Below are 13,839 nucleotides of genomic sequence, written 5' to 3' on the forward strand. Positions count from 1 at the left end.
AATGCCAAGCAAGTGCTTGGCATTTTTCGTTATTTAATCAATTACAGCTGTCAAAAACGATACTCAAAACTGCTAAATAGCGTGGCATTGGTATCATTTTCTTGAACTTCAAACTCCGATCTCGATACTGTTCCACCTAAGCTCCACATGCCTTTCCACACTGGCATACGGTAAGAAAGCTCCAGCATCAATAAATCTTCTTTTGGCGGTTGTGGCGCCCAAGTGTTTGCCACATTGGAGCCATCTTTATTCAGCTTCGCATAACGCAGCAACGAGGTAAAACCACGGCTGTTATTAAACTGGCCAACTAATCCAACCACAAACACTTGTGCATCACTATCATAGGTAGAACCCAAAGCACGACCATAGTAGCGAGCACCACTCAGATAGACAGGATCCTCATAGAAACAATTGGCACTATCACCATCGCATTTTACATAGGTGTCCGAATATTCCATGAACAACTTAAACTGCTTACCCGATGTGCCAAAATGGGTATCAATACCCCAAAGTGAGCCGCAGTCACTACCATTTTCACAACTATGTTCGAGATATAATCCAACGGGGATATCCTGCAAAGTATCGGCATAACGCATATCAATACTTTGAGTTCTATGACCTGCATCGCGGCGCTCATTGGGCGCACAATCATTTGTACCATCGATACAAACAGTATTACTCGCAACCGAATCCCACCAAGAGTCAAAGTTACAATCTTGGCCCTCACCACAAAATAAGGTCGACCAAGACAATCCCACTTCTAACTGTTTAATCGGTCTTGCACTTAAGCGCATATCCCACTCAGCCGTCTTAGGCACAGCACGATCCACTTCAGTTAAGCTAAATCCGGTTTTAAAGGTCCAAGGGCCAATCCAAGATAACCAAGGTGTTTCAAAAGCCGCGGCATTGTTACGGCTCAAGGTTAACGATGACATAGGGCGGGCATTATTAGAACGATGTAGAGCCGAGTCAAACCCCGGTCCCCACCACTGCTCAACCGCGCCTAAGGTTGCGATCCAATTGCCAAAAATGATGGCAAAATAAGACTCATCAAGGCGGAAGTTTTTATTATCTTGCGGATCATAGGTTTCTGCCACAGTCGCCTTATAAGCAACACGCGATCCTAAATACTCGTAGGAGCCCAGCACTTCACCTTTCTCGCGATAGTCAGAACCATAATGTTGAAAGCGAGCAGGATCAGATGCTGCCGATACTTTTATCCGTGCATTACCACGATTATCGACAGCATTTTGATAATAAAAATTAACCCGTGCAAAGGCTTGTACTAAAGAGGGAGAAAGCAGCTCAGGCTCAATTTTCGCTAAATCACCACCAATACCTGACCACATCAATGGATAAGTATTCACTGGCACAGTGATCACACCCGCATCAGCCAGCGCTTGAATGTCAGCTCTAAGATATATATCAGAGGCATCGACCCAAGGTGCAGCAGCAAGCATTGAAGAAAAAAATAGGCCAGAGGCAATGCTAGTAGCAAGGATCGTGGGGGAAAAAAAAGCCTTCATAACATCCTTTTAAGTATCATCACAAGGCAACAATGCCTCAAAGTTAACACAAAACTCCTACGTAAAAACTATCTAGTTCGCAGGTAAAATCTAAGGTTTAACCAACTTAAGCTTGGCCGCCAATGCAGCCGTTACTTCAGGGTGAACAAACTGGCTCACATCGCCACCATGCAAAGCGACTTCCTTTACTAAGGTTGAAGAGATAAATGAGTTCTCCTCAGCAGGCGTTAAAAATACGCTTTCCAGATCAGGGCTCAATCTGCGATTCATATTTGCTAATTGGAATTCATATTCAAAGTCGGATACCGCGCGTAACCCACGCACAAGTACACTGGCCTTTTGCTCCTTGGCAAAATCCACTAGCAACCCCGAAAACCCCACCACCTCGACATTATCCAAATGAGCAGTCACCCGATTGACCAATTCAACTCGCTCTTCAAGGGTGAATCTAGGCTGCTTGGAAGGATTAGCCGCAATGCCAATCACCACATGTTTAAACAGTTTAGCCGCACGCTCAATCAAGTCGGCATGACCATTGGTGATAGGATCAAATGTCCCTGGGTAAATTGCTCTTGTATGCACTTTGCTGACTCAACTCACATGGATGCCAAAAATCATTGCTCGCCAGTCTACTCGTTTTAGCCAAGCGAGTGAATAATCGCAGCAAAAACGGCTTTAAATACCGATAAAAAGCTTAAAAATAAGCAAGAACGCTATTGATTAAGCCCATGTAAAGGCACGAACAGGTATAATGTTGCACGAAATTAAAACCGACCACATACAATGTTGCTCCCCTATTTAACGATATATACTGAGCAGTGTTAGGTTTAAAAACGACGTTTGAAGACACGCAGAAGAGCATATATGAAGAAAATCGCGATTTTTTGCCATAACTTTTTCTCCAACGGCACAGTGAAAGTCGCCTTGTCGCAGGCAGAAGTGTTACAGGAAGCAGGACAAGATGTGCATTTGTTTGTGTTTCACAAGGAAGGCGATTTTATACCTCCGCAAAATGTGACCATTCATTATCTGTTTGAAGCGGGTCAAAAACCTTCGCTACAGGAGCAGATACAACAACTCAAAGCTAAAGTGAGCGCCGCCGAAAAAACGGGCAAGTTTTCACTCTTTCTCAGTAATTCAACTGACTGCGATGTTGTTGTTTCCGGCTGTCATTTTGATCCTTGCTACTACTTCTGTCATTGTGCGTTAAAACAAGAGTTATTGATGGAGTTAAAACGCGGTCCAGTACACTTCTGGCGCAGATGGAAAAAAGCCAAGGCCCTGATCGGCAAAAAAATCATCACAGTCTCAAATGGTATTGCCGACGAACTCAGAGCCACTTCTTGGTTAAAACCCCAGAGCGTGCAAACCATCTACAACCCTTTTCGCTTAGAAGAAATAAAAATTAAGACTCAAGAAGTCATCGCCGAAATTCCCAATGAGCCTTATATGATCCATGTGGGTAGAGTCACTCGTCAAAAGCGCCATGACATTCTCTTCAAAGCATTGAGGCATATGCCGACAGCACCTAAACTCGTGCTTCTCTGTAATCGACCAAATAAAGCGCGTAAATTAGCCAAAAAATACGGTGTTGAGCACCGAATTATCACACCCGGTTTTCAACATAATCCCTATGCTTGGATTGCCAACGCAGAATTAATGCTACTGAGCTCAGATTTTGAAGGCTTGCCAACGGTAGTCATTGAGTCATTGGCCTGTGGCACCCCCGTCGTAAGCACTGACTGCCCTCACGGCCCGAATGAAATCCTTACCGGACATTTAGCTAAATATTTGGTCCCCGTTCGCCAACCTGCATTGTTGGCACAAAAGGCTCTGGAATGTCTGGCATCGCCTCCATCGCTTGAAGACCTTGCTATTCTTAAAGCCGTAGATAGTCAAAATATTGCAAAGCAATATTTGAACTTAGCCGAATAAATATCTTTAATACGGTAAAAAGTAGAAACTCTATTGAATATAAGTAGAGTTTCTACTTAACCTCCAACACCCGTTACACTCTGATACAGTATGACGGCTCATTTGAATTAGCCCCAGAAAAAACAATGCATTAACAAATGCATCAAACAAAGAGTGATAACACACAGAAATACAATACATTTAGCCTGTATAATTACTATTATTGAACATCGATAAAACAGTTTATTATAAGGTTAACCATTCTGTATTTATGAATAAATAAATTCATTGATAGTCTATTTGAAAAATATCAAAATACTTCCCATCAAATAATTCTGCCTAAGTAGAATTAGCAATAAATGATTTTTTGGGGTAGTAATGAGTAAGCTTAAAGTGGCTTTATTAGTTGATGAGTACTTTGGTGGTACAGGCACAGTGTATGGTGGATACGGTTTTCTAGCACGCCACTTAATCGCCAAACACTTACCCAACGAAAATATTGAAGTAGAAGTGCTCATTAAGAAAGACTGCAGCAAACAAAGATTAATACCTCGTCGTTATATGATCGATGGTATTAAAGTTTATCGCTTAGCTGCTAAGTTTATGGATTTCCTTAATATTAGGTTTCTGAAAAAGAAGAATTACGATATATTTCTGTCAATAGAAATGACAACCCACTCATATCGCATTCTAAAAACCATCCCCAATATTGATAAAAAACTCCTATTTTGGGTTCAAGATCCAAGACCTGATTATGAATGGGATGAAATTAATACCGTAAAACTTTTCCCTGAGAAAAGTTATTGGGACAGTAATATTTATCAGTTTGTTCATGACCTTTGGGCGGCAGGGAAAGTCTCATTTATTTCTCAGGCACGCTTTTTAGATCGTAAAGCCAGAGATCTCTACAATCTCGATGATAAAACAGAAATCAAATATTTACCCAATCCTATCGAGATCGATCATAATTTCGATGTAGAAGCACACCCGAAGAAAAATCACATTATCTTTCTGGGACGAATTGAGTCAGTCAAACGTGGTTGGTTATTTTGCGAGATAGCTAAACTGATGCCTGAATATGAATTTTTCATGCTAGGTCAGTCATTTAGGCAGTCAAAGAAAAATCAGTCCATCATGAATGACTACCTAAATATTCCCAACCTACATTTTGTAGGGCATGTAGAAGGCGATCGAAAAAACCAGCTAATCAAAGATGCTAAAATTTTAGTCAACACTTCAATTCACGAAGCTCTACCTATTTCTTTCTTAGAAGCGTTATCTTATGGCACCCTTCTCGTCAGTTGCCGTGACCCCGACGAGCTGACGAGTCAATTTGGCGTATTTACAGGTACAGTGCTCGGAGATGGTTTTGATAAAGTCGATTTATTTATCAATGGTATACGCCATCTGATGGAAAACGAACAACTAAGACAAGAACTCGCGGTTAAGGCAGTTAACTACATCAAAGCCAACCACAGTATTGAAGATTTCCAGAAAAATATGCAAGAAATCATCTTTAAACTGGTTGAAGAAATGAAACTGCAAGGCTAACAAAATGGGCCGATATTGAAATATCGGCCCATAAGTAACGACAACTAGCTAAAACAACTTCCAATAACCTAGCTTGCGCCGCATCTTAAAATGGCGCAACAAGTTCAATGGTTTAGGTTTTAGCCAATCAGTGCCTTTATCAATCAAAGCATCTGTTGCGGCTAAAACTCGCTGGCTAGATTGACCATCGCCCGTAGGGTGAATTTGATTGCAATAATCATGGATGTGCGCCATCAAATCATCAGGACGACTCAGTGCTCGCGTTAATGCAGATTCAATATCCTCAACCCGACTGATATCGATTAAATGATCTTTCGGTGACTGATTTTTAAAGGTCACCACTGGTTTTCGCTGCATTAAAAACATCAACAGAATCGATGAAGTGTCACACAACATCACATCCCCCACCTGCAGCAAAGGGATCACATTATCAGTTTCAACAAACTGTAAATTCTCGTTTTCTAAAGCCTTGTACTGCTCAACAATCTTAGGATTCATCTTTGGATGAAATTGCACTAACCAGCGCCATTGGCTCTTTTGCGACAGGGCTTTAATCTGCTCAAATACTACAGGTGCGCAGGTCAAACTTGGGGAAAATGTTGAGCAAAAGAGTACTACTGGCCTTGGGTCATCAGCTTTGATATAGGGATTATCTTTATTCTCAAGAAATAGGGGGTCGAGCGCAGGCCATCCCGTTTCAACTACAGTAAAAGTACCAAACTTTTTCTCTAGTTTCAGAAAGGGCAGAGTCGTCGCAGGGCCTTGGGTACAATACAAATCAAAACAATCTCTGATTTCGAAGTGATCTTCTCGGCCCTTATGATTCATTTTACCCGCATTAAATCCATGGAATACGCCCACTTTAACCCCAGGAATAAAATGAGGGACAACGTTCCCAGGGACGAATACCGCATCTGGTTTCCACGCTTTCACAGCATCGATGCTCTGCAAGCGCAGTTCATCGGTTTTTAAAAACTTAGGATCGACCTCATTTCCCTCTAAGAACCAGCTAACCTCATCACCTCTTTCCAAAATGACTTGTTGAAGTGGCCTTAACATCGCATAGGAATAGTTTTGCGCTATGTAAAATAAATAACGTCTTTTGGCTTGTTTGGCTTCTTCCACAAGCATGCTCCTAAAACACAAACGAATAAATTATTTTGCCAACGCTAAATATTGTTCGGCAATTAAGGTCGCATCGACTTTGGCCAAAATCTCAACCTGCTCGAGGGATGGCGGCAAGCTAACAACCTCGTCTATCATTTTAGCTAACGCTTTGGGATCACGACGCGGCACGAGATAAGGCACTAAATTACCCGTTAAAATCTCACTGGGTCCATGTGGGCAATCAGTGCTCACAACAGGAGTCCCACAAGCTAAAGATTCAATCAAGACTGTCGGTAAACCTTCAAAATCAGAGCTGAGCACTAATGCCTTAGCCTGCTTAATCCATGGAAAAGGATTACTTTGAAAACCGGGAATAATTAATCGCTTTTCAATACCAAACTTTTTCGCTGCTTTTATCGCTTTTTTGTGGTTATGGCACAAGAGCACGACAGGAAGTTGATTTTGCGTGAGCTTGAGGGCTTCAAACAACACATCATGGCGCTTTTGCTTAGCAAAACGACCGACATGAATAAGATAATCTCCCTGAGGGATTTGCGGATTATCTTGCTGTGATTGAGATGTGATTTCGTTAAATTCAAATGGATTATAGATAGTTTGCATAGATGCTGGATGCAAACGACCTTTATCTTTAATCTCCTTTGCTATGCCATTTGAGACAGTAATCAAATGCTGGCCATTGAGCGCTTTTTTGGATTTTAGCTTCTTGAAATAAGCAAACGGTCCCAGTTTAAATTGGCGGCTCAACTCTTCTTCTACAGAAGAATGGACTATGACATAAAGCGGTGAAACACCAGTTTTGGTCATCATTAAATTGGTTTTATCTAAATTTGATAAAAACAAATCAAACTTGCCCACTTGAGATTCAATTTCCGCGATTTTTGCGCTGAGTTTGTTAACCGAAGCATTCAATCGCCCAAAATGGTCGAAATCTTTATCCTTAGGGGCAAAACATTGATGAATGGGTAAGTCATCTGGGATTTCATAATAGCGATTATCTTCCATAACTAAAAAATGCGGCTCATGCCCTAAGCGAATAAATTGCTTGGCTAAGGTAATCATGACCTTTTCGGCTCCGCCACCCGCTAAACTGTCAATGGCAATAGCTATCCGCATGATTTATCTCCTAAACGATATTCTGAATACAAACCGCTAACGCAGCGATACATCAAGAGTGCTGAACAAGAATGCTGATACTAACAAGCCTTAACTGAGTGTCTGCTGAACCACCAGATCAAACTTCTCAATCACAGCTTCAACACTGATCAAAGCCATCAAATGCTCGCCTTTGGCTCGAGTGCCCCACTTAACTTCGCCACTATGTTGGGATGCTATTGCCTCATCATAGGCGCTCGCCACATATTGCTGCGATAAATACGGACCTGTGCGCCCAGGATTGGAATGGGCATATAAACCAATGACAGGCGTGCCTTGGGTCACCGCCATATGCGCAGGGCCCGTATCCGGAGCTAACACTACACTGGCGCGTTTTAGCAGCGCCAATAATTGCGTCAGACTGGTTTTGCCCACTAAATTATCGATTTTAGAGGGACAAGCCTGCAAAATTTGCTCTGCTAAATCCTTCTCAAGTTGAGTTGGGCCACCGCAAAGCATGACTCTAAATCCTTTCGCAATCGCATGGCTCGCAACGGTGGCATAACGCTCTGATAACCAGTTACGTTCTGCCTTACTGGCTGCAGCGCAAATGATAAAGACTTTTTCATTGTCTTTAATCTGCGTCTGGGCAAATTCAGTATCCGCAATTGGCACAGGAATATGCCATTGAGGAGTGAGATCGTTAACGCCAATCACCTTAGCGAATCCCATAAATCCTTCGAGCACATGGGGATTTGCCAAGGGCTCCACCCTGTGATTTGTCACTAGCCACTGACCTTCTTTAGCGCGGGCACGATCAAAGCCTATGCGCACCTTTGCCGAAATGGCTAATGAAGCCAAGGTTGCACGTAGCGCAACCTGCATATGCAGCAGCACGTCAAAACGTCGGCCTTTTAAGGCCTTACGCAAATTAAAATAACTGCGCCACCCTTGAGATTTATCGAAAATAACAAACTCAATGCCGGGTAAATGCTTCAACAATTGATATTCGAGTTTACCGATCACCCATGTGATTTTGAGCTCGGGGTATTGCCGCTGAATCGCCTGCACCATAGCCACGGCATGACAGACGTCACCGATAGCGGATAAGCGAAGCAAACAAAGAGAATTCATGGTATTGGGATTTAAACTCATTGGGATTGAAGCTAAAAGCTCTTAAGGTTATTTGGCGCAAGCTAAGGATCTTAATGTAGAATGGCCCTAGGTGCCACGCTTAAGTCAACAAATCTCCGATGAATGCTCAGATACAGCTCATAAAAACCGCCCAAGGTCACATTGCAGTTTGCCAAGATACGCCAACAGATATCGATCCCGCGTGGTTCTCGGTGGATTTTTGGCGGGCTAAAAATGCTGTCGTCGGTTCATCCAAAGGCCGCTACACCACTTGGTTTGTGGCATTTGAGCACAGTCATTGGGTATTGCGTCATTATTGGCGTGGCGGCTTAATGGAGAAATTCAGCAAAGATGCTTACGTTTATACTGGCCTCGAAAATACCCGCGCCATGGGTGAGTTACGCTTATTAGACGTTTTGTATCGCGAAGATTTTGCTGTACCTAAACCGATTGCCGCCAACATAGTGCGCGATGGATTATTTTACCGCGCCGATATTATTATCGAACGGGTCGAAGGCGCCGAAGATTTAGTCGCTAAACTCGGCAAAGGGGTCATGAGCACTGAGCAATGGCAAGCATTAGGGGCTTGCATCGCCCATTTCCACCAGCGTGGTGTGTACCACGCCGATCTCAATGCCAAGAATATTCTGTTCCAGCCCGCGCAAACAGAACCCTTAACGCCAGAGCGGTTTTATCTTATCGATTTCGACCGCGGCGAGTTAAAAACACCTAGCCCACAATGGCAGCAATCGAATCTAGACAGACTGTTACGTTCCTTTAATAAAGAACAAGCCAAGCTACCAAACCTTGCCTTCACCGCTGATAACTGGTCATCACTAATGCAAGGCTATCAAGCGGCGATGCAAAGCGCCTGATCCACTAAACGAATTATCCAGTTGAATTAAGCGGTTATTAAAGATTGCGCGAGAAGATATTGTTGTTGCAAGGCACCGCGATTTGCCTCAACCACAGCCAATCCCGCGTTCACCGCCTGCTGGCGTAACTCAGGTTTAGCAAAATACTCAATCAAGTTAGCGGCAAGTTCATCCGCCGAAGCGACAACCCTTAACCCACCAGCATCCGCCAACATCTGCGTAATCTGGGCAAAGTCCCAATGGTTCGGCCCCACCATAACAGGTACGCCCATAGCAACAGGCTCCAAGGGATTATGGCCACCATTATTGATCAGCGTGCCACCGACAAAGGCTTGGTCCGCCGTGCCATAAAAGGTCAGAAGTTCACCCATGGTATCGCCGACCAGCACTTGAGTCGTGGCCGTCACAGGAAGATTACTGCTGCGACGAATTAATTCAAAACCTTGACTGGCAACAACCTCAGCAACGGCAGAAAACTGCTCAGGATGACGCGGTGCAATAATCAGCAAGGCATCGGGCCACTGAGCCAATAATTGCCTATGGGCGATGAGCATGGCGTCAAATTCTCCAGGATGCACACTGCCTGCGACCCAAATCGGCGAGGTTTTACGCCCCCAAGTCTGACGCAACAGCTTGGCATTGGCTAAACGCTCAGGCGTAATACTGAGATCAAACTTCAAGCTACCGCATACTGTCACTCTGTCCGGCGATACACCTAACTCGATAAAACGCTGCGCTTCTACTTGAGTCTGCACCGCAATAACATCGAGTCGTTGCAACATAGGTCGACTGAGTTTAGGGCGCTTAGCATATTGCGCCGCCGACTTGGCCGACAGGCGGGCATTCGCTAACATCAAGCGCACACCGCGTTTGGCAGCAACAGCAACTAAGTTAGGCCACAGCTCAGTTTCCATAATCACACACCACTTAGGCGAGACTTGGCACAAGAAACGCCTCACGCACCAAGGTAAGTCAAAGGGCAAATAACAATGCTGCACTGAGTCACCAAAGGCTTTGCGCACTTCTGCAGACCCTGTTGGGCTGGTTGTGGTAACCGTAATGCTTAGCTCAGGGTGTGATTGCATAATCAAACGGATCAATGGGATTGCCGCGAGCGTTTCGCCCATAGACACAGAATGGACCAGTAAATCCGTCGATTTAAGTCGGGTTAATCCAAAACGCTCCCCCCAACGACCGCGGTAATCAGGGCTTTTAATAGTACGAAATGCTAAATAGACGACTAGCAAAGGGGATAATAAATATAAGATCGTGGAATAGAGAAAACGATTCATTAAAAACGTGCTTATGAGTTTTGCCTGATGAATAGCGGCAATGTTAGCATATGCACCAAATTAGGGATAATTTACCAGCAGTTCGGCGGTCGTTGGTTAGCTTTCTTTGATCAATTATGTGGCGTTCACTAGCAATTTGGATAACTTATGAAAACCCGCGACAAAATAATCTATGCCAGTCTTGAACTGTTCAACGAGCATGGCGAAAGAAACATCACCACCAATCACATTGCTGCTCACTTAAATATGAGTCCCGGGAATCTTTATTACCATTTTCGCAATAAAGAAGACATTATCCGCTGTATTTTCAGTCTATATGAGAATCATCTCGAATCGGGTTTCCAACCCTATGAAGATAAGCAAGTGGATGTAGAACTGTTAATCGGCTACTTCGATGCTATGTTCTATACCTTGTGGCAATTCCGCTTTATGTACGCCAATCTTGCGGATATTCTCGCCCGCGATGGAGAACTAAAAAAACGCTATTTGCACGCACAGCAGCAAGTCTTAACGCGTTCAAGCCATGTGCTGCATAAACTCACACAAGATGGATTTCTGTGTGTCGATGCTGACAAAATCACGCCACTGGCGGATACCATTAAGATGATCGTCAGCTTTTGGATTGGTTATCAACTCACACAATCCAGCACGTCAACCATTACTAAAGCGACACTTTATGAAGGCGTTTTAAGGGTGCTGATGATTTTCAAAGCCTATGCAACCCCGACTTCCGTTGCGACTTTTACTCGCCTAGAGCAACATTACCACGCGCTAGCGAGTCAAGAATCCCTATAACATCATCCCAAACGCCTATGTTGGGAACTCGCATTCGGAACTAAACTCAAAGCAATTATAGTACTGAGTGCGAACCCGTTTTCGCTCTACAACGCTTAAAAGAATACTCAGTCAAACAGTGGCAAACTTATGTTGCACATTAGTTTTTATAATGTAAAAACCACTTTAGCCCTAAACTAGTTTATCTTGCGAACCTGCATGAAAAAAAGGCTGTAGGCCGATTAGGTTTAGAGTTAGAATGCCGCCACTCCCAAAATCAGAATAAAGTTAACTAAGGAGATATCAGGTGGCCTCTACCTCATTCTACGCACAGATTAATCAACAGCTTGCAGACATCAAAGCCGAAGGCTTATATAAAAGCGAGCGTGTTATTGCCTCACCACAACAGACTGCCATTCAAGTTAATCACCAAGAAGTTGTTAACTTTTGTGCTAACAATTACTTAGGCCTAGCCAATCATCCCGAACTGATTAAAGCCGCCCAAGGAGGCTTAGACAGTCACGGTTTTGGTATGGCGTCGGTGCGCTTTATTTGTGGCACCCAAGACATACATAAACAGCTCGAAGCGAGCCTAAGCGAATTCCTCGGCACTGAAGACACCATTCTGTACTCTTCTTGTTTCGATGCAAACGCTGGTCTGTTCGAAACCTTGTTAGATGCAGAAGACGCCATCATCTCCGATGCGCTCAACCATGCTTCTATCATCGACGGTGTACGTTTATGTAAAGCGAAGCGTTTCCGTTATGCCAACAACGACATGGCCGATTTAGAAACTCAGCTGATCGCCGCGAAAGAAGCTGGCGCACGTAACATCTTGATCGCCACCGACGGCGTATTCTCGATGGACGGCGTGATTGCTAACCTGCAAGGCGTATGTGATTTAGCCGATAAATACGGCGCACTAGTGATGGTCGATGACTCTCACGCTGTGGGCTTTATCGGCGCAAACGGCCGTGGCACGCACGAATATTGCAATGTGATGGACAGAGTCGACATCATCACTGGCACCTTAGGCAAAGCCTTAGGCGGCGCATCGGGCGGTTTCACTTCGGGTAAAAAAGAAGTCATCGACTGGTTACGTCAGCGTTCACGTCCTTACCTGTTCTCTAACTCATTAGCGCCATCAATCGTGACTGCATCTATCCATGTGTTAGAAATGCTCAAATCAGGCCAAGCCCTGCGCGAAGCCGTATGGGAAAACAGCCGTTATTTCCGTGAGCAAATGTCAGCAGCAGGCTTTACTTTGGGCGGCGCCGACCACGCGATTATCCCTGTGATGATTGGTGATGCGAAACTGGCGGGCGACTTTGCTAACCGCTTATTAGCAGAACATATTTATGTTATTGGCTTCTCGTTCCCAGTCGTTCCTAAGGGACAAGCCCGTATCCGTACGCAAATGTCAGCGGCACATACCCGTGAGCAACTCGACAAAGCGATCACCGCCTTTACCCGTATTGCCAAAGAAATGGGCATTATTTAACCCCTATTTAGGACTTGAGACAATGAAAGCACTAAGCAAGTTAAAAGCCGAAAAAGGTATTTGGTTAGTCGATGCGCCTAAGCCAGTGATGGGCCACAACGATCTGCTGATCAAAATTAAAAAAACTGCGATTTGTGGCACCGACATGCACATCTACAACTGGGACGAATGGTCACAAAAAACCATTCCAGTCCCCATGGTTGTTGGTCATGAATATGTAGGCGAAGTGGTTGATATCGGTCAAGAAGTTCGTGGTTTTAAGATAGGCGACCGCGTGTCTGGCGAAGGCCATATCACCTGCGGCCACTGCCGTAACTGCCGCGCAGGCCGCACCCATTTATGCCGTAACACCTCTGGCGTGGGTGTCAATCGTGAAGGTTCATTTGCGGAATACTTAGTTATCCCCGCCTTTAACGCCTTTAAAATCCCTGATGATATCAGCGATGATTTAGCCTCAATCTTTGACCCGTTTGGTAACGCTGTGCACACAGCATTATCCTTCGATTTAGTCGGTGAAGACGTGTTGATCACAGGCGCAGGTCCCATCGGCATCATGGCGGCAGCAGTATGTCGTCACGTAGGTGCTCGCCATGTGGTGATCACCGACGTCAACGAATACCGCTTAGAGCTGGCCCGTAAAATGGGCGCCACGCGCGCTGTGAACGTGTCAAAAGAAAACCTAAAAGACGTGATGAAAGAACTGGGCATGACCGAAGGTTTCGACGTTGGATTAGAAATGTCTGGCGTACCATCGGCCTTCCACGCCATGTTAGATACCATGAACCACGGCGGCAAAGTCGCTATGCTCGGTATTCCAAGTGGTGAAATGGCCATCGACTGGAGCAAAGTGATCTTCAAAGGTTTGGTCATTAAAGGCATCTACGGCCGTGAAATGTTCGAAACTTGGTACAAGATGGCCAGTCTTATCCAATCAGGCTTAGATATTTCACCTATCATCACTCACCACTTCAAGATTGATGATTTCCAACAAGGTTTCGACGCTATGGGCTCGGGCCAATCGGGTAAAGTGATCCTCAGCTGGGATTAATCCT

12 protein-coding genes are annotated in these 13,839 nt (G+C 44.5%); 6 read left to right on the plus strand and 6 right to left on the minus strand.

Annotation, left to right across the window (positions count from 1 at the left end; genetic code table 11):
• Positions 1-50: 50 nt before the first annotated feature.
• Entirely contained in the window at positions 51-1,526 is a 1,476-nt protein-coding gene (locus L5M51_RS17695) for a capsule assembly Wzi family protein (protein WP_131524422.1), read from the minus strand.
• A gap of 90 nt (positions 1,527-1,616) precedes the next feature.
• Positions 1,617-2,108, minus strand: a complete 492-nt coding sequence (coaD, locus tag L5M51_RS17700) for a pantetheine-phosphate adenylyltransferase (protein WP_105250747.1) — start codon at positions 2,106-2,108, stop codon at positions 1,617-1,619.
• A 282-nt stretch (positions 2,109-2,390) separates the two neighbouring features.
• On the opposite strand from coaD, the gene L5M51_RS17705 reads away from it, so the two are divergent.
• Both L5M51_RS17705 and L5M51_RS17710 read left to right on the plus strand, forming a co-directional pair.
• Positions 2,391-3,461, plus strand: a complete 1,071-nt coding sequence (locus tag L5M51_RS17705; RefSeq protein WP_263173930.1) for a glycosyltransferase — start codon at positions 2,391-2,393, stop codon at positions 3,459-3,461.
• 357 nt (positions 3,462-3,818) lie between these two features.
• Entirely contained in the window at positions 3,819-4,991 is a 1,173-nt protein-coding gene (locus tag L5M51_RS17710; RefSeq protein WP_263173931.1) for a glycosyltransferase family 4 protein, read from the plus strand.
• A gap of 48 nt (positions 4,992-5,039) precedes the next feature.
• Here L5M51_RS17710 and L5M51_RS17715 read toward each other — a convergent pair whose 3' ends face one another.
• The 3 genes from L5M51_RS17715 to L5M51_RS17725 all read right to left on the minus strand — a co-directional run bounded on the left by L5M51_RS17715 (position 5,040) and on the right by L5M51_RS17725 (position 8,366).
• Positions 5,040-6,122, minus strand: a complete 1,083-nt coding sequence (locus L5M51_RS17715; RefSeq protein ID WP_411569257.1) for a CDP-glycerol glycerophosphotransferase family protein — start codon at positions 6,120-6,122, stop codon at positions 5,040-5,042.
• A gap of 24 nt (positions 6,123-6,146) precedes the next feature.
• Positions 6,147-7,232, minus strand: a complete 1,086-nt coding sequence (locus L5M51_RS17720) for a glycosyltransferase (RefSeq protein ID WP_173497801.1) — start codon at positions 7,230-7,232, stop codon at positions 6,147-6,149.
• Between the two features lie 90 nt (positions 7,233-7,322).
• The gene (locus tag L5M51_RS17725) at positions 7,323-8,366 is read right to left on the minus strand and encodes a glycosyltransferase family 9 protein (protein WP_263173934.1); all 1,044 of its coding nucleotides are present in this window, start codon (positions 8,364-8,366) and stop codon (positions 7,323-7,325) included.
• 98 nt (positions 8,367-8,464) lie between these two features.
• Here L5M51_RS17725 and L5M51_RS17730 point away from each other — a divergent pair, with 98 nt between their 5' ends.
• Positions 8,465-9,220, plus strand: coding sequence for a 3-deoxy-D-manno-octulosonic acid kinase (locus L5M51_RS17730; protein ID WP_263173935.1), 756 nt, complete (start codon positions 8,465-8,467; stop codon positions 9,218-9,220).
• A 26-nt stretch (positions 9,221-9,246) separates the two neighbouring features.
• On the opposite strand, the gene waaA is transcribed toward L5M51_RS17730, so the two are convergent.
• A complete protein-coding gene (waaA, locus tag L5M51_RS17735) occupies positions 9,247-10,512 on the minus strand; it encodes a lipid IV(A) 3-deoxy-D-manno-octulosonic acid transferase (protein ID WP_263173937.1) in 1,266 nt (421 codons plus the stop codon).
• 147 nt (positions 10,513-10,659) lie between these two features.
• On the opposite strand from waaA, the gene L5M51_RS17740 reads away from it, so the two are divergent.
• The 3 genes from L5M51_RS17740 to tdh all read left to right on the plus strand — a co-directional run bounded on the left by L5M51_RS17740 (position 10,660) and on the right by tdh (position 13,835).
• Entirely contained in the window at positions 10,660-11,307 is a 648-nt protein-coding gene (locus L5M51_RS17740) for a TetR/AcrR family transcriptional regulator (RefSeq protein ID WP_219235129.1), read from the plus strand.
• A 286-nt stretch (positions 11,308-11,593) separates the two neighbouring features.
• The gene (locus L5M51_RS17745; RefSeq protein WP_263173939.1) at positions 11,594-12,787 is read left to right on the plus strand and encodes a glycine C-acetyltransferase; all 1,194 of its coding nucleotides are present in this window, start codon (positions 11,594-11,596) and stop codon (positions 12,785-12,787) included.
• Positions 12,788-12,809: 22 nt separating this feature from the next.
• Entirely contained in the window at positions 12,810-13,835 is a 1,026-nt protein-coding gene (tdh, locus tag L5M51_RS17750) for an L-threonine 3-dehydrogenase (protein WP_012090660.1), read from the plus strand.
• Positions 13,836-13,839 lie beyond the last annotated feature (4 nt).

This window comes from Shewanella sp. SM73 (genome assembly GCF_025653795.1).
Classification (GTDB): domain Bacteria; phylum Pseudomonadota; class Gammaproteobacteria; order Enterobacterales; family Shewanellaceae; genus Shewanella; species Shewanella oncorhynchi.